The sequence below is a fragment of the Pseudomonas sp. PSE14 genome, from assembly GCF_029203285.1.
Taxonomy (GTDB): Bacteria; Pseudomonadota; Gammaproteobacteria; order Pseudomonadales; family Pseudomonadaceae; genus Pseudomonas.
Genome location: NZ_CP115669.1, coordinates 4,518,522 through 4,544,668, shown reverse-complemented (window position 1 = coordinate 4,544,668; position 26,147 = coordinate 4,518,522). Strand labels below are relative to the sequence as shown.

Genomic DNA, 26,147 nt, shown 5'->3' with positions numbered 1-26,147 from the left:
CCTGACCAGTAGGGTGTGATAGTCTTCGCCGACCGACATCAGGAGTTTTCCATGCGTTTGTCCCGACTTCTGGCTGCCGCGGCCCTTGGCCTCGTCAGCACCCTTGCTCTGGCCGCCGAGCCGGACCAGGCAATCCGCACCACCCTGCAGTCCCTGCAACCTGACCTGCCCATCGAGGCTATCGCCAAGAGCCCCCTCGAAGGCATCTACCAGGTGCAGCTCAAGGGCGGCCGCGTGCTCTATGCCAGCGCTGACGGCCAGTTCGTCGTTCAGGGCAACATCTATCAGGTGAAGGACGGCAAGCCGACCAACCTGACCGAAGCCGCCGAAAGCGCGGGCGTGGCCAAGACCATCAACGCCATCCCGACCGCCGACATGGTGGTCTTCCCGGCCAAGGGCGAGACCAAGGCGCACATCACCGTGTTCACCGATACCACCTGCCCGTACTGCCAGAAGCTGCATGCCGAAGTACCGGAACTGCAGAAGCGCGGTATCGAAGTGCGCTACCTGGCCTTCCCGCGCCAGGGCCCGAACTCGCCGGGTGATGCGCAGCTGCAGGCCGTGTGGTGCTCCAAGGACCGCCAGGCGGCCATGAGCGACATGTTCCACGAGAAGGAAGTGAAGGCCGCCAAGTGCGACAACCCGGTGAACAAGCAGCTGGAGCTGGGCCAGATGGTCGGTGTGCAGGGCACCCCGGCGATCATCCTGGCCAACGGCCAGATGCTGCCGGGCTACCAGCCGGCCGGCCAGATCGCCAAGCTGGCGCTGGAAGCCAAGTAAGTCGCGGGCTGCGCTTGCATTGACTAATGGGGAACCGCTTCGTAATGTTCGGTTCCTTTTGACTATGGAACAGGCAGTCCGCCTGTTCTGATTTGGTGCCTGCTCCCATGCCCGCCTCGTTGCGGGCTTCGGTGCGTCAGGCGCCCCGATGCTGTAATCATGGGGAGTTTCAGCGTGAATCCGGTGAAAGTGGGAATCTGTGGGTTGGGGACCGTCGGTGGCGGTACCTTCAATGTACTCAAACGCAACGCCGAGGAGATTGCCCGCCGTGCCGGGCGTGGTATCGAGGTTGCGCAGATTGCCGCCCGTCGCCCCAATCCGAAGTGTGATACCGGCAGTACCCCCATTACTGCCGACATCTTCGACGTGGCGAACAACCCGGAAATCGACGTTGTCATCGAGCTGATCGGCGGTTACACCCTGGCCCACGAGCTGGTGCTCAAGGCCATCGAGAACGGCAAGCACGTGGTCACTGCCAACAAGGCGCTGATCGCCGTGCACGGCAACGAAATCTTCGCCAAGGCCCGCGAGAAGGGCGTCATCGTCGCCTTCGAAGCCGCCGTGGCCGGCGGCATCCCGGTGATCAAGGCGATCCGCGAGGGCCTGGCCGCCAACCGCATCAACTGGCTGGCCGGCATCATCAACGGCACCGGCAACTTCATCCTCACCGAGATGCGTGAGAAGGGCCGCGCCTTCGCCGACGTGCTGAAGGAAGCCCAGGCGCTGGGTTATGCCGAAGCCGATCCGACCTTCGACGTGGAAGGCATCGACGCCGCGCACAAGCTGACCATCCTGGCGTCCATCGCTTTCGGCATCCCGCTGCAGTTCGACAAGGCCTACACCGAAGGCATCACCCAGCTGACCACTGCCGACGTGAACTACGCCGAGGCACTGGGCTACCGCATCAAGCACCTGGGCGTTGCGCGCCGTACCGACAGCGGTATCGAGCTGCGCGTGCACCCGACCCTGATCCCGGCCGACCGCCTGATCGCCAATGTGAACGGCGTGATGAACGCGGTCATGGTCAACGGCGATGCCGCCGGTTCCACGCTGTTCTACGGCGCTGGCGCCGGCATGGAGCCCACCGCATCCTCGGTGGTCGCCGACCTGGTGGACGTGGTTCGCGCCATGACCGCCGACCCGGAGAACCGCGTGCCGCACCTGGCCTTCCAGCCGGACTCGCTCTCCGACCACCCGATCCTGCCGATCGACGCCTGCGAAAGCGCCTACTACCTGCGCATCCAGGCCAAGGACCATCCGGGCGTACTGGCCCAGGTGGCGACCATCCTCTCCGAGCGCGGCATCAACATCGAATCGATCATGCAGATGGAAGTCGAAGAGCATGACGGTCTGGTGCCGATGATCCTGGTTACCCACCGCGTGCTCGAGTCCCGCATCATCGAAGCCATCGCCGCGCTGGAAGCGCTGGATGACGTGGTCGGCAATGTCGTACGCATCCGCGTCGAACAACTGAACTGAATCGATCGCGGCGGCGCCTGCGCGCCGCCGCCCACCCGAAGGTTTCACACCATGCGTTACATCAGTACCCGCGGCCAGGCGCCCGCGCTGAACTTCGAAGACGTGCTGCTGGCTGGCCTGGCCAGCGACGGCGGCCTCTACGTGCCGGAAAACCTGCCGCGCTTCACCGTCGAGGAGATCGCCTCCTGGGCCGGCCTGCCGTACCACGAGCTGGCCTTCCGCGTGATGCGCCCGTTCGTTGCCGGCAGCATCTCCGACGCCGACTTCAAGAAGATCCTCGAAGAGACCTACGGTGTCTTCGCCCACAACGCCGTGGCGCCGCTGCGCCAGCTCAACGGCAACGAGTGGGTGCTGGAGCTGTTCCACGGCCCGACCCTGGCCTTCAAGGACTTCGCCCTGCAACTGCTCGGCCGCCTGCTCGACCATGTGCTGACCAAGCGCGGCGAGCGTGTGGTGATCATGGGTGCCACCTCCGGCGACACCGGCTCGGCCGCCATCGAAGGCTGCAAGGCCTGCGAGAACGTCGACATCTTCATCATGCACCCGCACAACCGTGTGTCCGAGGTGCAGCGCCGTCAGATGACCACCATCCTTGGCGAAAACATCCACAACATCGCCATCGAAGGCAACTTCGACGACTGCCAGGAGATGGTCAAGGCCAGCTTCGCCGACCAGGGCTTCCTGAAGGGCACCCGTCTGGTGGCGGTGAACTCGATCAACTGGGCGCGGATCATGGCCCAGATCGTTTACTACTTCCACGCCGCCATCCAGCTCGGCGCCCCGGCCCGTTCCGTGGCCTTCTCGGTGCCCACCGGCAACTTCGGCGACATCTTCGCCGGCTACCTGGCGCGCAACATGGGCCTGCCGGTCAGCCAACTGATCGTCGCGACCAATCGCAACGACATCCTGCACCGCTTCATGTCCGGCAACCGCTACGACAAGGACACCCTGCACGCGTCGCTGTCGCCGTCCATGGACATCATGGTCTCGTCCAACTTCGAGCGCCTGCTGTTCGACCTGCATGGCCGCAACGGCAAGGCCGTCGCCGAGCTGATGGACAACTTCAAGGCCACCGGCAAGCTGGCCGTCGAAGATGACCGCTGGACCGAAGCCCGCCGCCTGTTCGACTCCCTGGCGGTGAGCGACGAAGAGACCTGCGAAACCATCGCCCAGGTCTACGCCGAATGTGGCGAACTGCTGGACCCGCACACCGCCATCGGCGTGCGCGCGGCCCGCGAATGCCGCCGCAGCCTGGCCGTGCCCATGGTCACCCTGGGCACCGCGCATCCGGTCAAGTTCCCGGAAGCGGTGGAGAAGGCCGGCATCGAGGCCGTTCCGGCACTGCCGGCGCACCTGGCCGACCTGTTCCAGCGCGAAGAGCGTTGCACCGTGCTGCCGAACGAACTGGCCAAGGTCCAGGCCTTCGTCAGCGCTCACGGCAACCGTGGCAAGCCGCTCTGATCCCTCACGGATCGATGAAAAAGCCCGCCTCATGGCGGGCTTTTTCATGGGCGACTATCTGGGTCTTATGGACCAGCGGTAATAAGCAGGACGAACTTAATCGCCGGCGGTGATGTCTTCTCTTCAGGTTTTTCATTTCGCAACAAGGAGATATGACATGGACCGGCTGAGCGTACTGCTGACCGAGACCTTCGCTCCCTATACTCCGTCCCTGGGCTTGGCGCGCCCCGATGGCGGCCGCATCCTGACCCTGACCAACGACGAAGGCGAGGTTGTATTGCGCCGGGTGATCGATGGCCAGCAACTGGCCGATGAGAACCAGCGCGAGGAAGCGATCCAGTCGGTTCGCCGCGACCTGCTGATCCAGGAGGGGCGGATGGAGGACGATGTCATTGCTGCCCTGCGGCAGCGTGCTCAGGTGCTTAGCTACGGGATGTGATTGGGCCTGGTTTGCGCAAGTTAAAACGCCGCCCTGGGGCGGCGTTTGCGTTACTGGTCTGTAGCTACGGGGACGTGCTTTTGTAGGAGCGGACAGAGTCCGCTCCTACAAAAGCCGTGTTCCCCGGGAGAATGGCCGTAACGGCGTACGCCCTACACCGCCCCCTGCTGACGCAGCGCAGCGATAGCCGCCGCGTCATAACCCAGTCCACCGAGCACCTCATCGGTATGCTCGCCCAGAGCTGGACCGATCCAGTCGGCTGAGCCGGGGGTGTCGGAGAGCTTGGGCACGATGCCTGGCATGCGGAAGGGCTTGCCGTCCGGCAGCTTCGCCGAGAGGAACATCTCGCGGGCGAGGAATTGCGGGTCGGCGAACATGTCCTCGGCGGAGTAGATGCGGCTGGCCGGCACTTCGGCTTCGCCCAGGACCTTCAGCACGGTGTCCAGGGGCTCGGAGCGGGCCCAGCGGTCGATCACCCCGTACAGCTCGTCACGCCGCTGGTCGCGTCCGGCGTTGTCGGCCAACTGCGGATCGTCCGCCAGGTCGGTGCGGCCGATGGCGAGCATGAAGCGGCGGAAGATCGCGTCGCCGTTGGCGGCGATCTGCACGTGCTTGCCGTCGGCCGTGGTGTGCACGGAGGAGGGCGTGATGCCGGGCATGATGTTGCCGCTGCGCTCGCGGATGAAGCCGAACACGTCGAACTCCGGCACCATCGATTCCATCATGGCGAATACCGCTTCATACAGCGCCACGTCCACTACCTGGCCCTGGCCGCCGTTGACCTCGCGGTGACGCAGCGCCATGAGCGCGCCGATCACGCCCCACAACGCGGCGATGGAGTCGCCGATGGAGATGCCGGTGCGTACCGGCGGGCGGTCTTCGAAGCCGGTGATGTAGCGCAGCCCGCCCATGGACTCGCCCACCGCGCCGAAGCCCGGCTGGTCCTTGTAGGGGCCGCTCTGACCGAAACCGGACAGGCGCACCATCACCAGCTTCGGATTCAGCGCGCGGATCACGTCCCAGCCCAGGCCGAGCTTTTCCAGCACGCCGGGACGGAAGTTCTCGATCAGGATGTCGGCCTCAGCCAGCAGTTTCTTCAGCACCTCGCGCCCGGACTCGTGTTTGAGGTTCAGGGTCAGCGAGCGTTTGTTGCGGGCCTGCACGAACCACCACAGCGAGGTGCCTTCGTAGAGCTTGCGCCACTTGCGCAGCGGGTCGCCGCCGTCGGGTGATTCGACCTTGATCACCTCGGCGCCGAATTCCGCGCACAGGCGCGAGGCGAAGGGACCGGCGATCAGCGTGCCCAGTTCGATCACTTTGAGGCCGGCGAGGGGTTTGGTGGTGGTGTTCATCGGTCGGTCCGTTCGGCGAGTGGTCGGCGGACTTTACCGCCCGCGCGGACGTTCGAACAGGCCGCCGGGCCGACCGTCTACCATCGGAGCTTTGCGCCGACGATGGGCACGCGTAGAGTAACCTTATCCGAGGACACTTCTGTCAGCTCGTCCGACTCTGGGCAGGGTAACCCCCGATGCGCGCGCTTCCGTCATTCCACTTCCCCGGCCCTCCGGCGCTCCCTGCGGGATGCGTGCAGGCGGAAGGCGAGGGGGTGGCATGGTCCTGAGCCTGCCAACGCTGGTCGTGGTCGATCTCTACGTGCTCACCCTGGTCGGGGTGCTGATGGCGTTCGCCTGGCACAGCGGCCGCCGCGAGCCGACGCTCGGCTACATGAGCGCGATGCTCCTGCTGGGGGCGCTGGGCACCTTCCTGGGGACCTTGCGGGGAATGGGCATCGATCTGGTGCCGATCCTGCTGGGCAACGTCATCCTGCACCTTTGCGCGGCGATGAACTGGACGTCCATGCGGGTGTTCGCCGGGCGCCGCCCGCACTGGCCGTTGATCGGCGCTGGCGCGGCCCTGTGGGCGTTGCTGTGCCTCTGGCCTGCGTTCTACGAGTCCCTGTCGGCTCGAGTGTTCGTCAGTACCTCGATCACCATCGCCTATTGCCTGGCGTCCGTCAGCGAGCTGCTGCGCAGCCGCCGCAAGCTGGAGGTGGAGCTGCGTCCGCCCCTGGCGCTGATGCTGTTCCACGGCGGCTTCTACATGGTGCGCCTGGCGGTCGACCGTGGCATGCCCTTCGAGAGCGCCAGCAACAATGGCCAGGGCAGCACCTTCTTCACCTTGCTGGTCTTCGAAACCATGCTCTACGCCATCGGCATCGCCTTCGCGACCCTGGCGATGGTCAAGGAGCGCGCCGAGCTGGGCTTCCGCAGCGCCGCGCTGAGCGATCCACTGACCGGCGCCGGCAATCGCCGGGCTTTCATGGATTCCGGCGAGCGCGCCTTGCGCCTGTGCGCCGAGCGCGGCGAGCAGGCTTCGCTGCTGCTCTGCGACCTGGACAACTTCAAGCGCCTCAATGACTCCTTCGGCCATCCCGCCGGCGACCGGGTGCTGGTGGAGTTCAGCCGCATCACTGCCTCACGCATGCGCAAGCAGGACCTGTTCGCACGCATCGGCGGGGAGGAGTTCGCCTGCCTGCTGGTGTCCGCCGATACCGAAGGCGCCTGCCAGGTGGCCGAGCGGGTGCGCCGCGAATTCGCCGAACTGCCGTTCATGGCCGAAGGGCAGCTCAGCGTGAGCATCGGCATCGCCACCACCCGCGAGGCCGGGCACGATCTGACGCGCCTGCTGGCGCTGGCCGACCAGGCGCTCTACGCCGCCAAGGCCAAGGGGCGCAACCGCATCGAGCTGGCCGCTCCGGAGCCGGGAACCGACCGCCGTACGCGCGAGTGAGCCACCAACCCGGTGCTTTCGCGGTAGACTTGCCGCCTTCCAAAATTCGCCGGGAATCCCCATGGCCCTGTCCGCCACGCCCTACAAAGCCGATATCAGCCTGACCGACCTCGACCGTGGGGTCTACGAGACTCTGCGCTTCACCGTCGCCCGCCACCCCTCGGAAACCGAGGAGCGCCTGGCGGTGCGTCTGCTGGCCTACGTCATCTGGTACAACGAGCAGCTGGCCTTCGGCCGCGGTCTGTCGGACGTGGAAGAACCTTCGCTGTGGGAAAAGAGCCTGGATGATCGCGTCCTGCACTGGATCGAAGTAGGCCAGCCTGACGCCGAGCGCCTGACCTGGTGCTCGCGCCGCTGCGAGAAGCTGACCCTGGTCGCCTACGGCAACCTGCGCGTGTGGACCACCAAGGTGCTCGACACGGTGCGCCACCTGAAGAACCTCAACGTCGTCGCCATGCCCCAGGAACCGCTGGAGGAAATCTCCCGCGACCTGCCGCGCTCGATCAACTGGACCGTAATGATCAGCGAAGGAACCATCTTCGTCACCGACGAGCGTGGCCAGCACGAGCTGCAAGTAGAGTGGCTGATGGGCGAGCGTTGATCGCCAGAGTTACCCGCTGTAACCAGGGCGCCGGGATCGGCGCCTGAGACGAAATCACCGGAACCTCCATGCGCATTGAATCCCGCCCGCTCCCGGAGCAATTGCCCGACCTCGGCGACCTGCCGCCACTGCTGACCCGCCTCTACGCCGCCCGTGGTGTACAGAGCGCCGCCGAGCTGGACAAGGGGCTGGCGCGGTTGATCCCGTATCAGCAGCTCAAGGGCGTCGATGCGGCGGTGGAGCTGCTGGTCGATGCGCTGGAGAAGGGCCAGCGGATTCTCTATGTCGGTGACTTCGACGCCGACGGCGCCACCGCCAGCAGCGTTGGCGTGCTGGCGTTGCGCATGCTCGGCGCGGCCTGGGTCGATTACCTGGTGCCGAACCGCTTCGAGTACGGCTACGGCCTGACCCCGGAAATCGTCGCCGTGGCGCTGGAAAAGCGCCCGGACCTGCTGGTGACCGTGGACAACGGCATCTCCAGCATCGACGGCGTCGCCGCTGCCAAGGCCGCCGGCCTGCGTGTGCTGGTCACCGACCACCACCTGCCGGGGCCGGAGCTGCCCGCCGCCGATGCCATCGTCAACCCGAACCAGCCCGGCTGCGACTTCCCCAGCAAGGCCATGGCCGGCGTTGGGGTGATCTTCTATGTGATGCTCGCCCTGCGCGCGCGCCTGCGTGAGCGCGGCTGGTTCGCCGCGCGCGGCATCGCCGAACCGAACCTCGCCGAATTGCTCGACCTGGTATCCCTGGGCAGCGTCGCCGACGTGGTGCCGCTGGACGCCAACAATCGCATCCTGGTGCACCAGGGCCTGGCGCGCATTCGCGCCGGCCGGGCCCGTCCGGGGCTGCGCGCGCTGCTGGAAGTGGCCGGGCGCGATTGCCGGCGGATCACCTCCACGGACCTGGGCTTCATCCTCGGCCCACGCTTGAACGCCGCCGGCCGCCTGGACGACATGTCCCTGGGTATTGAAATGCTGCTCTGCGAGGACGAGGGCCGCGCCCGCGAGATGGCGGTGCAGCTCGACGCGCTCAACCAGGACCGCAAGGCCATCGAGCAGGGCATGCAGCGCGAGGCGCTGGCCCAGCTCAAGGAGCTGCCGATGGAGGAGATGCCCTTCGGCCTGTGCCTGTTCGACCCGGAGTGGCACCAGGGCGTGATCGGCATCCTCGCCTCGCGCCTGAAGGAGCGCTACCACCGTCCGACCATTGCTTTCGCCGATGCCGGCGACGGTAGCCTCAAGGGTTCGGCGCGCTCGGTACCGGGTTTCCACATCCGCGATGCGCTGGACGCGGTGGCCGCGCGTCATCCGGGGCTGATCAGCAAGTTCGGCGGCCACGCCATGGCTGCCGGCCTGTCGCTGCCGCAGGAAAACTTCGGCGCCTTCGCCGCCGCTTTCGATGCCGAGGTGCGCCGCCAGCTGGATGAGGAGGACCTCACCGGTCGCCTGCTCTCCGACGGCCAACTCGGCGCAGAGGAGTTCCACCTGGAGCTGGCGCGGGCGATCCGCCAGGCCGGACCCTGGGGGCAGCACTTCCCCGAACCGCTGTTCCACGGGGTGTTCCAGATTGTCCAGCAGCGCGTGGTCGGCGAGCGTCACCTCAAGCTGGTGCTCAAGACCGAATGCGGTTCGCTGCAGCTGGACGCCATCGCCTTCAACATCGACCGCGAGGTCTGGCCCAACCCCACCGTGCGTTGGGCGGAAGTGGCCTACAAGCTCGACGTCAACGAGTTCCGCGGCAATGAAAGCGTGCAGCTGATGGTGGCGCATATCGCGCCGCGCTGATCTGTGGTGGCGCCGCATAGGCGGCGCCATGGTGGAAGGTTAAACTGACCGTCGTCCCCACCTGTGAGCAGGAGCTGCCGTGTCCCAAGATCATTCCTCCCTGGCCGCGTTCGCGCTGGAAACCCCGGCGCCGCTGTACGCGCGGGTCAAGGAGATCATCCTGCAGCAGATCCGCAACGGTGTCTGGAAGCCCAACTCCAAGCTGCCGTCGGAGAGCGAACTGTTCACCCTGCTGGGGGTGAGCCGGATGACCATCAACCGTGCGCTGCGCGAGCTGACCATCGAGGGAGTGCTGGTGCGTCTGCAGGGCGTCGGCACCTTCGTCGCCGAGCAGAAGGGGCATGCCGCGCTCTTCGAGATCCACAACATTGCCGAGGAGATCGCCGCTCGCGGTCATGAGCACCGTTGCGAGGTAGTGCTGCTCGAGCCGCTCCCCGAAGGGGCGGACCTGGCCATGCCGTTCGAACTGGAGAACGTCAGCCGTATCTTCCACTCGGTGGTGGTGCACTACGAGAACGAAGTGCCGGTGCAACTGGAGGAGCGCTTCGTCAACGCCGAAGTCGCGCCCGAGTACCTGCAGCAGGACTTCACCCGCATCACGCCCTACGCCTACCTGATCCAGCTGGCGCCGCTCACCGAGGGGGAGCACGTGGTGGAGGCGATCAATGCCGAGGCGGCGGACTGCAAGCTGCTGCGGATCAAGCGTGGCGACGCCTGCCTGCTGATTCGCCGGCGTACCTGGTCGGCGAAGGGGCAGGTGGGTGCGGCGCGGCTGGTCTATCCGGGATCGCGCTATCGCCTCGAAGGCCGCTTCGGGCAGTAACCGTTCCGCGGTCTTTCCGGGGCGGAATCGCCGCTCCGGATGCACCGTTTTGTTACCTTCGCGCACCGCGCTGTTACTTTTTCTCCTCTCCTTCCCGCCTCAAAGTTCGCCACCTGCACGTCGTGCAGCTTCCTTCCGGAAGTTTTGCGATGACTTCATCTATTTGAAATAAAAGATCTTTTCTCAAGTATTGGGAACCCCAGGGCGGCTGCCCGTCTCTTCTGGCCCTTGCTTTGCATTGTGTTGTATATACAGGTTGATATAAGGCTATATGCATATCAGGTGACAGTAGAGGAGCAAGTTGCCGACCAGGGCATCGGGGCCTCTTCTGCGCACCCTTTTTCCGCCACGCCGGGATGGCTCCTGGCGATCCACTGGCGACACCACCCGCAAGCGAGGAAGACCCGATGAGTTCCACCGGCCGTTACCGCGATACCGAAATCCGTGCCCCGCGCGGCACTCAACTGAATGCCAAGAGCTGGCTGACCGAAGCACCGCTGCGCATGCTGATGAACAACCTCGACCCGGAAGTCGCGGAGAACCCGAAGGAACTGGTGGTCTACGGCGGCATCGGTCGCGCCGCGCGCAACTGGGAGTGCTACGACAAGATCGTCGAGACCCTGAAGGAGCTGAATGAGGACGAGACCCTGCTGGTGCAGTCCGGCAAGCCGGTCGGCGTGTTCAAGACCCACGCCAATGCCCCGCGCGTCCTGATCGCCAACTCCAACCTGGTGCCGCACTGGGCCAACTGGGAGCACTTCAACGAACTGGACGCCAAGGGCCTGGCCATGTACGGCCAGATGACCGCCGGCTCCTGGATCTACATTGGCAGCCAGGGCATCGTCCAGGGTACCTACGAAACCTTCGTCGAGGCCGGTCGCCAGCACTACGACGGCAACCTCAAGGGCCGCTGGGTGCTCACCGCCGGCCTGGGCGGCATGGGGGGCGCCCAGCCGCTGGCCGCGACCCTGGCCGGCGCCTGCTCGCTGAACATCGAATGCCAGCAGAGCCGCATCGACTTCCGCCTCGCCAGCCGTTACGTCGACGAGCAGGCCAAGGACCTCGACGACGCCCTGGCGCGCATCGCCCAATACACCGCCGAAGGCAAGGCCATCTCCATCGCCCTGCTGGGCAACGCCGCGGAAATCCTCCCGGAACTGCTCAAGCGCGGCGTGCGCCCGGACATGGTCACCGACCAGACTTCCGCCCACGACCCGCTCAACGGCTACCTGCCGGCCGGCTGGACCTGGGAGCAGTACCGCGACCGCGCGCAGACCGAACCGGCCGCCGTGGTGAAGGCCGCCAAGCAGTCCATGGCCGTGCACGTCAACGCCATGCTGGAGTTCCAGAAGCAGGGCATCCCGACCTTCGACTACGGCAACAACATCCGCCAGATGGCCAAGGAAGAGGGCGTCGAGAATGCCTTCGACTTCCCCGGCTTCGTTCCGGCCTACATCCGCCCGCTGTTCTGCCGTGGCATCGGCCCGTTCCGCTGGGCCGCGCTGTCCGGCGATGCCGAGGACATCTACAAGACCGACGCCAAGGTCAAGGAGCTGATCCCGGACGACGCCCACCTGCACAACTGGCTGGACATGGCCAAGGAGCGCATCAGCTTCCAGGGCCTGCCGGCGCGCATCTGCTGGGTCGGCCTGGGCCAGCGCGCCAAGCTCGGCCTGGCGTTCAACGAAATGGTGCGTCGCGGCGAGCTGAAAGCCCCGATCGTGATCGGCCGCGACCACCTGGACTCCGGCTCGGTCTCCAGCCCGAACCGCGAGACCGAAGCCATGCGCGACGGCTCCGACGCCGTGTCCGACTGGCCGCTGCTCAACGCCCTGCTGAACACCGCCAGCGGCGCCACCTGGGTTTCGCTGCACCACGGCGGCGGCGTGGGCATGGGCTTCTCCCAGCACTCGGGCATGGTGATCGTCTGCGACGGCACCGACGAGGCCGCCGCGCGTATCGCCCGTGTGCTGACCAACGACCCGGGCACCGGCGTGATGCGCCATGCCGACGCCGGCTACCAGATCGCCATCGACTGCGCCAAGGAACAGGGCCTGAACCTGCCGATGATCACTGGCTGAGGAATAGAGCATGAGCAATGTGACTGAACTGCCCACGCCGCAGCCGCTCAACGGCGTGCGCGTGCTGGACCTGAGCCGCGTGCTCGCCGGGCCGCACTGCACCGCCATGTTGGCCGACCTTGGCGCCGAAGTGATCAAGTTCGAAGTGCCCGGGCACGGTGACGACAGCCGTCACCTCGGCCCGTTCAAGGATGGCGAGAGCGTCTATTTCGGCCTGATCAACCGCGGCAAGCGCAGCGTCGAGCTGGACTTCAAGGCACCGGAAGACCTGCAGCGTTTCTACCAACTGGTGGCCGACGCGGATGTGGTGGTGGAGAACTTCCGCCCCGGCGTCACCCAGCGCCTGGGCATCGACTTCGACAGCCTGCGTCGGCACAACCCGAAGCTGATCTACGCGAGCATTTCCGGCTTCGGCCAGAACGGCCCGCTGTCGCGCCGCCCGGCCTACGACATCGTCGCCCAGGCGATGTCCGGGCTGATGAGCGTCAGCGGCTTCCCCGAGACCGGCCCGACCCGCAGCGGCGAGGCGCTCGGCGACCTGTGTGCCGGCGTCTATGCGGCCTGGGCAATCAGCAGCGCGCTGTTCGCCCGCGAGCATCAGGGCAGCAGCGCGCAGTACATCGACGTGGCGATGTTCGATGTGCTGGTCAGCCTGCAGATGACCGGCCTGTCCAATCTGTTCGCCCACGGCAAGGCTCCGGGCCTGGTGGGTAACCGCCACCCGGTATCGACGCCCTTCGACACCTACCGCGCCGCCGACGGCCTGGTGGTGATCGCGGTGGCCAGCGACAAGCTGTTCCGACGCTTCTGCGAAAGCATCGGCCGCGCCGAACTGGCGGACGATCCGCGCTTCGCCGACGACCCTTCGCGTACCCGCAACGAGCAGGCGCTGCGTGCCGAGATCGAAGCCTGGACCACTCAACGCAGTGTCGAGCAGGCCTGCGACCTGCTGCTGGATGCCGGCGTACCGGCCTCCCCGGTGTGGAACCTCGCCGAGGCCACCGGCAGCGAGCAGGCGCAGGTGCGCCAACTGCTGGTGCAGCCGGCCGACGACCAGCCGCCGCTGGTGCCACAACCCGTCTACTTCAACGGGCGCAAGCCCCATGCCGCAACGCGCGCCCCCCAATTGGGCGAAGCCAACGCCGCGTTCGGCCTCACGAAAAAAGCAGGGGCTGTGCAATGAACTTCGACATCGACGCCACCGAACTGACCATCGTCGACTCCGCCGAGCGGGTCTGCCGCGACGTGCTGGCCGCCAACGCCCAGCGCTATGACGAAGAGGAAAGCTTCTGCGCCGAAAGCCTGCAGGCCCTCGGCGAGCTGGGCTTCATGGGCATCAACCTGCCGGAAACCTATGGCGGCTTCGGTATCGGCAGCCTGGCCATGAGCCGGGTGGTCGAGGCGGTTTCAGCTGCCTGCGCCTCCACGGCCTCGGCGCTGACCGCGCACTTCCTCGCCACCGACTCGATCCTCATCGGCGGCAGCGAGGCGCAGCGCCAGGAATGGTTGCCGCGCTGTGCTTCCGGCGAACTGCTCGGGGCCTTCGGCCTCACCGAACCGGCGGCGGGCTCCAACCCGGCGGACATGCGCACCCGCGCCGTGCGCGAGGAGGGCGGCTGGCGCATCCGTGGCAGCAAGCATTACATCACCAACGCCCGCGAAGCCGACTTCATCGTGCTCTATGCCAAGACCGACCCGGACGCCGGCGCCCGTGGTATCAGCGCCTTCATGATTCCGAAGGGCACCACGGGCCTCACCTTCGCCAACCCGGAAAAGACCATGGGGCTGCGCGGCAGCACCATCTACGAGCTGGCGCTGGACTGCTGGCTTCCCGCCGAAGCCTTGCTGGGCCAGGAAAACCAGGGCTTCCGCACGGCAATGGAAGTGCTGGACCGCGGTCGCGTGGAAGTCGCCGCCATGTCCCTGGGGATTGCCCGCGCGGCCATGGAATATGCGCTGAAGTGGGTGGACGAGCGGCAGATCGGCCCCAAGCCGCTGTCGGCCTACCAGGGCACCCAGTGGCGCATCGCCGACATGCACGCGCAGTTCCAGGCAGCGCGCCTGCTGACCATGCAGGCGGCCGCGCGACGTGACAGCGGCGAGCGCTTCAGCCTCGAATCGGCGACCGCCAAGCTGTTCGCCGCCGAAGCCTGCGGCTTCATCACCGACGCCGCGCTGCAGCTGCACGGCGGCTACGGCTACATCCGCGACCTGCCGCTGGAGCGCTTCGTGCGCGATGCGCGGATCCTGCGGATCTTCGAGGGAACCTCCGAGGTGCAGAAGATCATCATCTCCCGCGCCGTGCTGGATGCCGCCCGCCATTGACGGCAGGTACGGGGCGGCCGTCCTGGCCGCCCCGGCGAATCAGGAAACGCTGTGCATAACAACAGCGCGGCCGGGTGCATCTCCGGCCGCGAGGAGAACGCTTCATGGCTGGTAAGTCCCTGATCGAAACCCGTTCCATCGATTACATCCCCGAATCCGAGCGGCATGGCCGGCTGTTCAGTCAGTTTACCCTGTGGTTCGGCTGCAACCTGCAGATCACCGCGATCGTCACCGGCGCCCTGGCTGTGGTGCTGGGCGGCGATGTGTTCTGGTCGCTGATCGGCCTGCTCATAGGCCAGCTCTTCGGCGGCGTGGTCATGGCCCTGCATGGTGCCCAGGGGCCCAAGCTGGGCCTGCCGCAGATGATCTCCAGTCGCGTGCAGTTCGGCGTGTTCGGCGCGGTCATCCCACTGGTGCTGGTGTGCGTGATGTACGTCGGCTTCAATGCCACCGGGACCGTACTGGCGGGGCAGGCCGTCGGCCAGCTGGCGCATGTCAGCGATACCGTCGGCATCCTGGTCTTCGCGGCGGTGATCGTGGTGGTGACGGTATGCGGCTACCGCGTGATCCATTGGCTGGGCAAGGCCGCCAGCGTGCTCGGCATCGTCGCCTTCGCCTACCTGTTCGTGCGGCTGCTGTCGGTCAACGACATCGGCGTGCTGCTGGAAAACCGCCACTTCGCCTGGAACACCTTCCTGTTGGCCGTCTCCCTGGCGGCGTCCTGGCAGATCGCCTTCGGCCCTTATGTCGCCGACTACTCGCGCTACCTTCCCAGCCAGACCTCGTCGCCCAAGACCTTCCTCGCCGTGGGGCTGGGCTCGGTGATCGGCTCGCAGACCTCGATGGTGCTTGGTGTATTCGCCGCGGCGCTGGCCGGCAAGGCCTTCTCCGGCCAACCGGTGGCCTACGTGGTCGGCCTGGGCGCCAGCGGGATGGCCGCCGCACTGTTCTTCAGCGTCGCCTTCGGCAAGGTCACCATCGCCACGCTCAACGCCTACGGCAGCTTCATGTGCATCGCCACCATCATCAGTGGCTTCCGTGGCCACCTGGAGGTGACGCGGCTGCAGCGCCTGCTGTTCGTGCTGCTGATCGTCGGCCTGTCCACCGGGCTGGCGCTGGCGGGGCAACACTCTTTCCTTGCCGCGTTCAAGTCGTTCCTGCTGTTCCTGCTGGCGTTCTTCACCCCCTGGAGTGCGATCAACCTGGTGGACTACTACTGCATCACCCGCGAGCGCTACGACATCCCGGCGCTGTCCGACCCGGACGGGCGCTATGGCCGCTGGAACTGGACCGGCATCGGCGTCTACTGCTTCGGCGTGCTGGTGCAGATGCCCTTCATCGACAGCGGCTTCTACTCCGGCCCGATGGTGGAGACGCTGGGCGGCGTGGACATTTCCTGGCTGGTCGGCCTGGTGTTGCCGGCGCTGGCCTACTACCTGCTGGCGCGCAACAGCCAGGGACATGTGCCGGCTCGGCTGATCTCGCCGGAAGCGGGCGACCCGGCAAGCTGAGCCGGCAAGGGAAACATGCCGATGTGAAATCCCTTTGCAGGTTTTGCCCCGCTCATTCGTCCTGTTAGTCAGGAGCGTGCGCTTCGCTGCGGCGAGGCGCCACGCAGACGATAAGAACGGAGGCCCGAATGCCTGTTTCCCCTCGCTACGAACCCGTGCGTGCCGTCCCGATGGGCGCGCGCCCATGACCGTCGTCGCAGAGTTCTCTGCCCACCGTAGCCAGCGCCGCTCCCGCCAGTTGCTGGAGCTGGCCGGGCTGCGTTGCAGCCTGCCGCGCCTGAAGCTGCTCGACGCGCTGTCGGTGCTGGGCAGCAGCACCGCCGCCGAGCTGCATGCGCACCTGCAGGGCTCCGGTCCGTCGATCGGCTTCGATTCTGTCAGCCAGAGCCTGCGCCGCTTGCACCAGAGCGGCATGCTGGTACGCGATATGCGCAAGCGCTACAGCCTTGCCCCCGCCTTCGATGGCGCACTGCCGGCCAGGGCGGCGGCTGAGGCGCGCTAGCGGGCGACGATTGCCTGCATCGTCCGGCGAACCCGGTCTACAGTTGTAGTACAAGAACTGAAGACCACAGGGAGTTTCGCCATGAGCCAGTTGTTCGAGCCCTTGACCCTACGCCAGCTGACCCTGTCCAACCGCATCGCCGTTTCCCCCATGTGCCAGTACTCCGCCCAGGACGGACTGGCCAACGATTGGCACCTGGTCCACCTGGGGAGCCGCGCCGTGGGGGGCGCCGGGCTGGTAATCGTCGAAGCCACGGCCGTCGCCCCGGAAGGGCGGATCAGCGCTGAAGACCTGGGCATTTGGAACGACGAGCAGATCGAGCCGTTGCGCCGCATTACCCGCTTCCTGGAATCCCAGGGCGCGGTGGCCGGCGTGCAACTGGCCCACGCCGGGCGCAAGGCCAGCACCTGGGCGCCGTGGCTGGGCAAGCACGGCTCGGTGCCGATCAGCGAGGGCGGCTGGACTCCGGTGGCGCCGTCCGCCATCGCCTTCGACCCGCAGCACACCGCGCCCATCGCCCTGAGCGAAGAGCAGATGGAAACCATCAAGCAGCAGTTCGTGCGCGGCGCCGAGCGCGCCCTGGCCGCCGGCTTCAAGATCGTCGAGGTGCACGCCGCCCACGGCTACCTGTTGCATCAGTTCCTCTCGCCGCTCTCCAACCAGCGCCGCGACCAGTACGGCACCTGTTTCGAGAACCGTATCCGTTTCCTCCTGGAGGTCACCGAGGCCGTGCGCGCGGTATGGCCGCAGGAATTGCCGCTGTTCGTCCGCCTGTCGGCCACCGACTGGGTGGAGGACGGCTGGAACCCCGACGAGACGGTGGAGCTGGCGCGCCGCCTGAAGGACCTGGGCGTGGACCTGATCGACGTGTCCTCCGGCGGCACGGCGGTGAACGCCGAGATTCCGGTAGGGCCGGGCTACCAGACGCAGTTCTCCGAGCGCGTGCGCAAGGAGGCCGGGGTCGCCAGCGGCACCGTTGGCATGATCACTGAGCCGGTCCAGGCCGAACACATCCTGCGTACCGGCCAGGCCGACCTGATCCTGCTGGCCCGCGAGCTGCTGCGCGATCCTTACTGGCCCTTGCACGCCGCCGACGAGCTGGGCGGCCAGCCGGTCCCGTGGCCGCCGCAGTATCTACGTGCCGCCCAGCGGGGTACGCCGCAGCGCAAGGCGTTCGGGCAGGTCTGATGCCTCACCGGGTCACGCGGGGGCGGCCCCGCGTGACCTGGTCATGCAAAAAAATGAAATGTGATGTATGTCACAACTTGTTATTCCGGTGCTAGGCTTGCACTGCTCGCGCAAGGACCGCGCAATCACCCACCGGAGCACGCATGGACGCACCTGCCAAGCCCGTCGCCATCCCGCAATCCGAGATCGCCTTGTTGGCGAACATCCTTGCGCTCGCCACCCGCAACATGACCAACCTCAGCACCCTGATCACCCAGCTGTCGGTGGAGCTCGGCCACAGTCCGGACCCGCACCTGCAGCGCGTGGGGCAGCGGGTGCTGGCGGATGTGGACGTGTTGTCGAAATCGCTGGATACCCAGTGGGAGCTGATCGGTGCCCTGGCGCGCTATTGCCCACTGCTGGCGCGTACGCCGCTGGTGAAGCCGACACTGGTGACGGAAATCCACATCACCGAGTTGCCGGACAGGGCGTAGGGCGTACAACCGTTCGCGGTTGTACGCCGGTACACCGAACGTATCGGCGGCTCCGGAGCCAGGTTCGGAGTGCCCGGGGACCGCTGTCAGTCGGCGTATAACGTCGAACGTTATACGCCCTACGTGTCCCGGCGCCCGAAGGACGCCCCTGCCGACGGTCACTCCCCCGCCTGGGCCAGCTCGAATCTCATCATCAGGGCCCAGGGCGCATCGCTGTCGCCCACGCGGATGGGTTGCAGCAGCTCCACGCAGCGGCCCTTCACCTGTTCCCAGGGCTTGCCCTGGGCGATGGCGGTGCGCGCTTCGGCGGGCAGTTCGCCGGCCTTGTCGCCCAGGCGGCGGGCGTCGGGATGGGCGACGTAGACGCCAGCATTCGAGATCAGCGTGTAGTGGCCGTTGCCCATGGGCGTGAGCTTGCCGAGGCTTTCCTGCAACTGGTGCAGGGTGTAGTCGGCGCCGAGGATGCCGAGGAAGCGGCCGTTGGCGAACATGGGCGACATGAACGAGGTCATCAGCACGGTGCTGCCGCCGACGCTGTATTCGTAGGGCTCCATGAATACGTCGCGGCCCTTGTCGCGGGGGATCTGGTACCAGTCGCCGCTGCCATCGGCCTTGTCGTAGCCGACCAGGCATTCGCGCTGGGCCACGCCGCTGCCGCGGTGCCAGTAGGCCATGAGGCGACCGCTGGGGTCGTGCCCCGGTGCGTTGGCGAACTCGGCGTCGCGGCCGTCGAAGGCGTTGGGTTCGCAGCCGCAGGCGAAGGCCAGCAGGTCGGGGTTGCGGGTCAGGTATTCGTGCATCACCGCGTCGATCTGCTCGCGTTGCGGGCCGAGGTTGCGGGTCTTCATGCCGATCAGGAAGTTCTTCAGGCCGTAGAGCGCGGTGGCCATCACGGCAAAGCGCGCTTCCAGGCGCTGGGTCTCGCTGGCCAGCACCACGCGGGCAGTGTCCAGCAGGCTTGAATGTTCAGCCTGTTCGACGTCGGCCAGGGCCTTGGCGCTTTCGCTCTTGATCGAGGCGACGACGTTGCCGATGTCGGCGGTGGCGTTGGCCGACTGGGTGGCCAGGCGGCGCACCTCGTCGGCGACCACCGCGAAGCCGCGCCCGCTTTCCCCGGCGCGGGCGGCTTCGATGGCGGCGTTGAGCGCCACCAGGTTGGTGTTCTTGGCGATCTGCTTGATGACTTCGGAGACCTTGCTGATCTCGGTCCAACGTACGTTGAGGTCAGCGATCAGTTGCTTGACCTGTTCGATGGTGGAGCGGGTGCTGGAGTTGTCCTCGGCCTTGGCGGGCCGTTTTTCGAGTGTGGTTGGCATGGCTTGCGACTGCTGTGACGGGTGAGGGCAGATGGGAAGGTGGGGGCTGCTTTCTTCTAATGTCGGCCGCGCCCGGAGGCGCGGCTGTGCGAGGGGCTGGTGGTCGCTACGCAGGGCGAACAGCGCGCAGCGTTATCCGCCCTGCTTTTCTGTGGCGGCCTTACCAGCCGAGCTGCTTGTGCAGGCCCAGGGCGTCGTAGTAGTCGCCCTGGTAGACGATCTTGCCGTTCTTCACTTTCACGTAGCTCACGCCGTCGAACGACAGCGGCTTGTTGGTGGCCGGGGTCTGGGCATCCCAGGCACCGGTGTTGGTGCCGCTGAAGGTCCACTGGAAGGCGATGCCGTCCTTGTCGACGATCGGCTTGCCATTCATCTTCCATTTCAGGTCCGGCACGGCCCCCACGAACACCTTGATCACATTGTCGCGCGCGGCTTCGCGGCCCTTCTGCGGGGTGCCGACGGTGACGTCGAAGTACTCCGCGTCCTTGGCCAGGTAGCCGGCGGCCTTCTCGGCATCGTGGGCGTTCCACGCGGCCATGTAGGCGTCGACGATCTGCTTGGGTGACTCTGCTGCCTGTACAAGACCGGCAAAGGTGAACAGCGACAGCAGGTAAAACGCTCTGACGAGGTGACGCATGCTTGCCTCCGTTGCGGGCGTGCCCGCGGGTTGTCGGCCGGGCGGCCGATGAGTGCGGCGCCACGCATGGCGTGGCGCCGGGTTCTACTGATGGTAGTCAGGATCAGTGCTTGATCATCACGTGACGGATCGCGGTGTAGTCCTCCAGACCGTACATCGACATGTCCTTGCCGTAGCCCGACAGCTTCATGCCGCCGTGGGGCATCTCGGTGGTCAGCATGAAGTGCGTGTTGACCCAGGTGCAGCCGTACTGCAGGCGCGCGGACAGGCGATGGGCGCGACCGATGTCACTGGTCCACACCGAGGAGGCCAGGCCGTAGTCGGAGTCGTTGGCCCAGGCCAGTGCCTGTGCTTCGTCCTCGAACTCGGTGACCGAGACCACCGGGCCGAAGATTTCGCGGCGGACCACTTCGTCGTCCTGGCGGGCGCCGGCCAGTACGGTCGGCTCGAAGAAGAAGCCCGCACGGTCGGCACGCTTGCCGCCGGTGACCACTTCGATGTGCGGCACTTGCCTGGCGCGCTCGACGAAGCCGATCACGCGCTCCAGGTGCTGTTCGGTGATGACCGGGCCCAGCTCGGTGTTCGGGTCGTCCTGCTCGCCGTACTGGATGCTGGACACGGCTTCGCCGAGCTTCTGCACGAACTTGGCGTAGATGCCCTTCTGCGCGTAGATGCGGCAGGCGGCGGTGCAGTCTTGCCCTGCGTTGTAGAAGCCGAAGGTGCGGATGCCTTCCACCGCAGCGTCGATGTCGGCGTCGTCGAAGATGATCACCGGGGCCTTACCGCCCAGCTCCATGTGCATGCGCTTCACGGTGTCGGCGGTGCCGGCGATGATGCGGCTGCCGGTGGCGACCGAGCCGGTCAGGGACACCATGCGCACTTTCGGGTGGGTGGTCAGCGGCTCGCCGACGCTCGGGCCACGGCCGAAGACCAGGTTGACCACGCCGGCGGGGAAGATGCTGGCCATCAGTTCGGCCAGGCGCAGGGCGGTCAGCGGGGTCTGCTCGGACGGCTTGAGCACCACGGTATTGCCGGCGGCCAGGGCCGGGCCGAGTTTCCACGCGACCATCATCAGCGGGTAGTTCCATGGTGCGATGGAGGCGACCACGCCCACCGGGTCACGGCGGATCATCGAGGTGTGGCCCGGCAGGTATTCACCGGCGGCGGAGCCTTGCATCACGCGGCAGGCTCCGGCGAAGAAGCGGAACACGTCGGCCACGGCCGGCAGTTCGTCGTTCAGCGCGGCGGAGTAGGGCTTGCCGCAGTTGTTGGACTCCAGGCGGGCCAGTTCCTCGGCGTTGGCGTCGATGGCGTCGGCCAGTGCCAGCAGGAGCAGGGAGCGGTCCTTCGGCGCGGTCTGCGACCAGCTGTCGAAGGCGGCATCGGCGGCCAGCACGGCGGCGTCGACCTGGGCTGGGGTGGCCTCGGCGATCTCCACCAGGGTGGTGCCCAGGGACGGGTTCAGGACGGCGAGCTTCTCGCCTTCGCCAGCGACCAGTTGGCCGTTGATCAGCAGGTTGGTTTGCATGGTTGAGTCCTCTTGTTCAGGAGCGTGGTGCAAATTCGGTTGGGGTGTTTCTTTTTAGGGGCCTGCCGGTTTTGGGGCGGCGGGCCTGAGGGGTTCTGTTAGTTGGGAGCGGGGGCTTTCCCTCTCCCTAACCCTCTCCCTGAAGGGAGAGGGGACCGTTCGGTGCAGGATGAAACCAGGGTGTCAGCCGGCACGGATAACTCCCTCTCCCTTCAGGGAGAGGGCGGGGGAGAGGGCGCATGGCACCCATGTCATTTCCCGCTCCCCGCCACGCCTTCGCCACCCTTGGTCAGGTAGTAGGCGCCGAGGATCGGCAGCATGGTCACGATCATCACCAGCATCGCCACCACGTTGGTCACCGGCACGTCACGCGGGCGGCCCAGCTGGTTGAGCAGCCAGATCGGCAGGGTGCGCTCATGGCCGGCGGTGAAGGTGGTGACGATGATCTCGTCGAAGGACAGCGCGAACGCCAGCATGCCGCCCGCCAGCAGCGCCGAGCCGAGGTTGGGCAGGATCACGTAGCGGAACGTCTGCCAGCCGTCGGCGCCCAGGTCCATCGAGGCTTCGATGAGGCTGTGGGAGGTGCGGCGGAAGCGTGCGATGACGTTGTTGTAGACGATCACCACGCAGAAGGTGGCGTGGCCGATGACGATGGTCAGGAAGCCCGGCTCGATGCCGAGGGTCTTGAACGCCGACAGCAGCGCGATGCCGGTGATGATGCCGGGCAGGGCGATCGGCAGGATCAGCATCAGCGAGATGCCTTCCTTGCCGAAGAAGTCGCGGCGATACAGCGCGGCGGCCGCGAGCGTGCCCAGGAGCATGGCGATCAGCGTGGCGACGCTGGCGATCTTCACCGACAGCTCGATGGCTTCGAGCACGTCCTGGCGCGCGAAGGCGACGCTGAACCAGTGCAGGGTGAAGCCCTTGGGCGGGAAGCTGAAGGCCGCGTCCTCGGTGTTGAAGGCATACATGAAGATGATCAGGATCGGGAAGTGCAGGAACACCAGCCCGCCCCAGGCGGCCGCTTTGAGCCCCCAGGATGCTTTCTCAGAGTGCATCGAAGGCCCCCAGACGTTTGACGATGGACAGGTACACGGCGATCAGCACGATCGGCACCAGGGTGAAGGCGGCGGCCATCGGCATGTTGCCGATCGCGCCCTGCTGGGCGTAGACCATGCTGCCGATGAAGTAGCCCGGCGGGCCCACCAGTTGCGGCACGATGAAGTCGCCCAGGGTCAGGCTGAAGGTGAAGATCGAGCCGGCGGCGATACCGGGGATCGACAGCGGCAGGATGACCTGGAAGAAGGTCTGCCGCGGGTGCGCGCCGAGATCCGCCGAGGCTTGCAGCAGGGACGGCGGCAGGCGCTCCAGGGAGGCCTGGATCGGCAGGATCATGAACGGCAGCCAGATGTACACGAACACCAGGAAGCGGCCGAAGCTGGAGGTGGACAGGGTGTTGCCACCGATCCCCGGAATGCCCAGCAGCAGGTTTAGTACAGGCTCCAGGCCCAGGTGCTGGACGAACCACATCGCCACGCCGCCCTTGGCCAGCAGCAGGGTCCAGGCGTAGGCCTTGACGATGTAGCTGGCCCACATCGGCATCATCACGGCGATGTAGAAGAACGCCTTGGTCTTGCCGGTGGTGTAGCGCGCCATGTAGTAGGCGATGGGGAAGGCCACCGCGCCGCTGGCGATGGACACCGCGACCGCCATCAGCACCGTGCGCTGGATGATGTCGAAGTTGGAACCGCTGAACAGCGAGCCGAAGTTGGCCCAGGTCAGGTCCGGCGTCACCGTCATGGTGAAGTCGTCGAAGGTGTAGAAACCCTGCCACAGCAGCGTCAGCAGCGAGCCCAGGTAGATCGCGCCGAACCACAGCAGCGGCGGGATCAGCAGCAGCGAGAGGTACAGCGTCGGCTTGCGGTAGAGCAGGTTGGACAGGCGGCGCAGCGGACCATTGCTGGCCGCCGGCAGCGCTGCATTCATCGTCAGTTCCATCTCACGCGCCCTCGTTCAGCACCACCATCGCCTCGCGCGCCCAGCGAGCGGTCACGCGCTGGCCCGGCTGGTGGGCGAGGTCGATGTCGGCCCACTGGCTGTTGGCCTGGCTGAGGCAGAGGTTCTGGCCGTTGTCGAGACGGATCTCGTAGCGGGTCGCCGCGCCCTGGTACTGGATGTCGTGCAGCAGGCCGCTGATCTCGATGTCCGAAGCGCTGCGTTCGCCGTTGGCGAAGCGGATGTGCTCGGGGCGGATGGAGAAGGGCTGGGCGTTGCCGGTGAGGTTCTGGGCGATGTCGCCGCGCAGTACGTTGGAGGTGCCAACGAACTCGGCCACAAACGGGGTGGCCGGCTTCATGTAGAGATTGCGCGGGGTGTCGACCTGCTCGATGCGGCCCTTGTTGAACACCGCGACGCGGTCGGACATGGACAGCGCTTCGCTCTGGTCGTGGGTGACGAAGATGAAGGTGATGCCCAGCTGGCGCTGCAGCTTCTTCAGCTCGCTCTGCATCTGCTCGCGCAGCTTGAGGTCCAGCGCGCCGAGGGGTTCGTCCAGCAGCAGCACGCGAGGGCGGTTCACCAGGGCGCGGGCCAGGGCGACGCGCTGGCGCTGGCCACCGGAGAGCTGCACTGGCTTGCGTACGCCGTAGCCGCCCAGGGCAACCATGGCCAGGGCTTCTTCAGCGCGCTTGAGGCGCTCGGCCTTGCCGATGCCTTTCACTTTCAGGCCGTAGGCGACGTTCTCCAGCACGCTCATGTGCGGGAACAGTGCGTAGTCCTGGAACACGGTGTTGACGTCGCGCTGGTAGGGCGGCAGGCCGGCGGCCTCCTCGCCATGGATGCGGATGGAGCCTGCGGTGGGTTGCTCGAAGCCGGCGATCAGGCGCAGGCAGGTGGTCTTGCCCGAACCCGACGGGCCGAGCATGGAGAAGAACTCGCCGTCCTTGATGTCGATGGACACCCGGTCAACGGCTTTCACCTCGCCGAACTGGCGGGAGACCTGGGTGAATTGAACAGCGGGAGTGGTCATGGTGCACGCTCCAAGGGGCAGGAATCCGGCGCGGCCGGGCCCTGCCCGTGAATCTGAGATACGGGTGAATCGGTACGGATGTGGTTCGTGGGTGGGCGTTGCGCGGGACTGGCTCCCCTCTCCCTTCAGGGAGAGGGGCAGGGGGAGAGGGCTGGCCTCAGGCACGGGGCCTGGATTCCCTCTCCCCAACCCTCTCCCTGAAGGGAGAGGGAGCTGTCAGGCGCTTGGGAAAAATCCCTGCCTCAACGGCCGCCCATGATCCCGATGTAGTCCTGGGTCCAGCGGCTGTAGGGAACGAACTTGCCGCCCTCGGCCACCGGGGTCTTCCAGAACGCGATCTTGTCGAACTGGTTGTAGCCGTTGGTGGCACAGCCTTCGCCGCCCAGCAGGGTGCTGGCCTTGCAGCCTTCCGGCACCGCCGGCACGGAGCCGAACCAGGCCGCCACGTCGCCCTGCACCTTGGGTTCCAGCGACCAGTTCAGCCACTTGTAGGCGCAGCTCGGGTGCTGGGCTTCGGCATGCAGCATGGTGGTGTCGGCCCAGCCGGTGACGCCTTCCTTCGGGAACACGGTGCCGATCGGTTGACCTTCGGCCTTCAGGGCGTTGGCCTGGTACGGCCAGGCGCCGGAAGCGGCGACGCCTTCGTTCTTGAAGTCGCTCATCTGCACGGTGGTGTCGTGCCAGTAGCGGTGGATCAGGTCATGCTGCTTGCGCAGCAGTTCGACCACGGCCGCGTATTGCTTCTCGTCGAGCTGGTACGGATCGGTGATGCCCAGCTCCGGCTGAGTCGCCTTCAGGTACAGCGCGGCGTCGGCGACGTAGATCGGGCCGTCGTAGGCCTGCACGCGGCCCTTGTTCGACTTGCCGTCGGGCAGGTTCTGGGCTTCGAAGACGACCTTCCAGCTGTCCGGCGCGGTGGGGAAGACCTTGGTGTTGTACATCAGCAGGTTTGGGCCCCACTGGTACGGCGCGCCGTAGGTTTTGCCGTTCACCACGTACCAGGCGGCGTCCTTCAGGCGCGGGTCGATGTTCTTCCAGTTAGGAATCAGCGAGGGATCGATCGGCTGCACACGCTTGCCGTAGATCAGGCGCAGGGAGGCGTCGCCGGAGGCGGTGACCAGGTCGTAGCCGCCCTTGGCCATCAGGCTGACCATCTCGTCGGAAGTGGCGGCGGTCTTCACGTTGACCTGGCAGCCGGTGTCCTTCTCGAACTGGGTCACCCAGTCGTAGTTCTTGTCGGACTGGCCGCGCTCGATGTAGCCGGGCCAGGCGATGATGTCCAGGCGGCCTTCGCCTTTGCCGACTTCCTTCAGGGCCTCGGCGGCCTGGACGCCGGCGCTGGCCAGCAGGGCGGTGGTGATGGCACTGAGCAGTGCGGTCTTGCGCATCGGGTGTCTCCCT

23 protein-coding genes are annotated in these 26,147 nt (G+C 66.3%); 15 read left to right on the top strand and 8 right to left on the bottom strand.

Annotation, left to right across the window (positions count from 1 at the left end; genetic code table 11):
- Positions 1-51 precede the first annotated feature (51 nt).
- From O6P39_RS20775 to O6P39_RS20760, 4 genes are all read left to right on the top strand, one after another.
- A complete protein-coding gene (locus tag O6P39_RS20775; RefSeq protein WP_275608319.1) occupies positions 52-780 on the top strand; it encodes a DsbC family protein in 729 nt (242 codons plus the stop codon).
- A 174-nt stretch (positions 781-954) separates the two neighbouring features.
- Positions 955-2,259: a homoserine dehydrogenase gene (locus tag O6P39_RS20770; RefSeq protein ID WP_207888031.1), complete on the top strand. Its 1,305-nt coding sequence runs from the start codon at positions 955-957 to the stop codon at positions 2,257-2,259.
- Between the two features lie 51 nt (positions 2,260-2,310).
- Positions 2,311-3,720: a threonine synthase gene (gene thrC / locus O6P39_RS20765; protein WP_275608318.1), complete on the top strand. Its 1,410-nt coding sequence runs from the start codon at positions 2,311-2,313 to the stop codon at positions 3,718-3,720.
- 157 nt (positions 3,721-3,877) lie between these two features.
- On the top strand, positions 3,878-4,159 hold the full coding sequence (locus O6P39_RS20760) for a DUF3509 domain-containing protein (RefSeq protein WP_275608317.1): 282 nt from the start codon (positions 3,878-3,880) through the stop codon (positions 4,157-4,159).
- A gap of 152 nt (positions 4,160-4,311) precedes the next feature.
- On the opposite strand, the gene O6P39_RS20755 is transcribed toward O6P39_RS20760, so the two are convergent.
- Positions 4,312-5,511: a CaiB/BaiF CoA-transferase family protein gene (locus O6P39_RS20755; RefSeq protein WP_275608316.1), complete on the bottom strand. Its 1,200-nt coding sequence runs from the start codon at positions 5,509-5,511 to the stop codon at positions 4,312-4,314.
- 259 nt (positions 5,512-5,770) lie between these two features.
- On the opposite strand from O6P39_RS20755, the gene O6P39_RS20750 reads away from it, so the two are divergent.
- The 11 genes from O6P39_RS20750 (at position 5,771) to O6P39_RS20700 (ending at position 18,237) form a co-directional block, all read left to right on the top strand.
- Positions 5,771-6,949, top strand: coding sequence for a GGDEF domain-containing protein (locus tag O6P39_RS20750; protein WP_275608315.1), 1,179 nt, complete (start codon positions 5,771-5,773; stop codon positions 6,947-6,949).
- Between the two features lie 61 nt (positions 6,950-7,010).
- Positions 7,011-7,550, top strand: a complete 540-nt coding sequence (locus O6P39_RS20745; protein ID WP_152225232.1) for a YaeQ family protein — start codon at positions 7,011-7,013, stop codon at positions 7,548-7,550.
- Positions 7,551-7,618: 68 nt separating this feature from the next.
- On the top strand, positions 7,619-9,334 hold the full coding sequence (gene recJ, locus O6P39_RS20740) for a single-stranded-DNA-specific exonuclease RecJ (protein WP_275608314.1): 1,716 nt from the start codon (positions 7,619-7,621) through the stop codon (positions 9,332-9,334).
- A gap of 79 nt (positions 9,335-9,413) precedes the next feature.
- Entirely contained in the window at positions 9,414-10,157 is a 744-nt protein-coding gene (hutC, locus tag O6P39_RS20735; RefSeq protein ID WP_275608313.1) for a histidine utilization repressor, read from the top strand.
- Positions 10,158-10,564: 407 nt separating this feature from the next.
- Positions 10,565-12,238, top strand: a complete 1,674-nt coding sequence (hutU, locus tag O6P39_RS20730) for a urocanate hydratase (RefSeq protein WP_275608312.1) — start codon at positions 10,565-10,567, stop codon at positions 12,236-12,238.
- A gap of 10 nt (positions 12,239-12,248) precedes the next feature.
- Positions 12,249-13,421: a CaiB/BaiF CoA-transferase family protein gene (locus O6P39_RS20725; protein WP_275608311.1), complete on the top strand. Its 1,173-nt coding sequence runs from the start codon at positions 12,249-12,251 to the stop codon at positions 13,419-13,421.
- Positions 13,418-14,563: an acyl-CoA dehydrogenase family protein gene (locus tag O6P39_RS20720; protein WP_275608310.1), complete on the top strand. Its 1,146-nt coding sequence runs from the start codon at positions 13,418-13,420 to the stop codon at positions 14,561-14,563. The genes O6P39_RS20725 and O6P39_RS20720 overlap by 4 nt, the downstream gene beginning before the upstream one ends.
- Before the next feature lie 104 nt (positions 14,564-14,667).
- Entirely contained in the window at positions 14,668-16,074 is a 1,407-nt protein-coding gene (locus tag O6P39_RS20715) for a cytosine permease (protein ID WP_275608309.1), read from the top strand.
- Positions 16,075-16,258: 184 nt separating this feature from the next.
- Positions 16,259-16,576 carry a transcriptional repressor gene (locus O6P39_RS20710; RefSeq protein WP_275608308.1) on the top strand — a complete coding sequence of 106 codons (318 nt, stop codon included), beginning with the start codon at positions 16,259-16,261 and terminating at the stop codon, positions 16,574-16,576.
- Between the two features lie 81 nt (positions 16,577-16,657).
- On the top strand, positions 16,658-17,764 hold the full coding sequence (locus O6P39_RS20705) for an NADH:flavin oxidoreductase/NADH oxidase (protein WP_275608307.1): 1,107 nt from the start codon (positions 16,658-16,660) through the stop codon (positions 17,762-17,764).
- A 143-nt stretch (positions 17,765-17,907) separates the two neighbouring features.
- A complete protein-coding gene (locus tag O6P39_RS20700; protein WP_275608306.1) occupies positions 17,908-18,237 on the top strand; it encodes a hypothetical protein in 330 nt (109 codons plus the stop codon).
- Between the two features lie 158 nt (positions 18,238-18,395).
- On the opposite strand, the gene O6P39_RS20695 is transcribed toward O6P39_RS20700, so the two are convergent.
- The 7 genes from O6P39_RS20695 to ydcS form a co-directional block, all read right to left on the bottom strand.
- A complete protein-coding gene (locus O6P39_RS20695) occupies positions 18,396-19,553 on the bottom strand; it encodes a methyl-accepting chemotaxis protein (protein WP_275608305.1) in 1,158 nt (385 codons plus the stop codon).
- A gap of 160 nt (positions 19,554-19,713) precedes the next feature.
- Complete coding sequence (locus O6P39_RS20690; RefSeq protein WP_275608304.1) at positions 19,714-20,190, bottom strand: ester cyclase; 477 nt, start codon at positions 20,188-20,190, stop codon at positions 19,714-19,716.
- 103 nt (positions 20,191-20,293) lie between these two features.
- Positions 20,294-21,718, bottom strand: coding sequence for a gamma-aminobutyraldehyde dehydrogenase (locus O6P39_RS20685; protein ID WP_275608303.1), 1,425 nt, complete (start codon positions 21,716-21,718; stop codon positions 20,294-20,296).
- A 251-nt stretch (positions 21,719-21,969) separates the two neighbouring features.
- The gene (locus tag O6P39_RS20680) at positions 21,970-22,776 is read right to left on the bottom strand and encodes an ABC transporter permease (protein WP_138212584.1); all 807 of its coding nucleotides are present in this window, start codon (positions 22,774-22,776) and stop codon (positions 21,970-21,972) included.
- Complete coding sequence (locus O6P39_RS20675) at positions 22,766-23,704, bottom strand: ABC transporter permease (protein WP_089285880.1); 939 nt, start codon at positions 23,702-23,704, stop codon at positions 22,766-22,768. The genes O6P39_RS20680 and O6P39_RS20675 overlap by 11 nt, the downstream gene beginning before the upstream one ends.
- Before the next feature lie 13 nt (positions 23,705-23,717).
- A complete protein-coding gene (locus O6P39_RS20670) occupies positions 23,718-24,746 on the bottom strand; it encodes an ABC transporter ATP-binding protein (protein ID WP_275608302.1) in 1,029 nt (342 codons plus the stop codon).
- 242 nt (positions 24,747-24,988) lie between these two features.
- Positions 24,989-26,134 carry a putative ABC transporter substrate-binding protein YdcS gene (ydcS, locus tag O6P39_RS20665; RefSeq protein WP_275608301.1) on the bottom strand — a complete coding sequence of 382 codons (1,146 nt, stop codon included), beginning with the start codon at positions 26,132-26,134 and terminating at the stop codon, positions 24,989-24,991.
- Between the last annotated feature and the right edge of the window lie 13 nt (positions 26,135-26,147).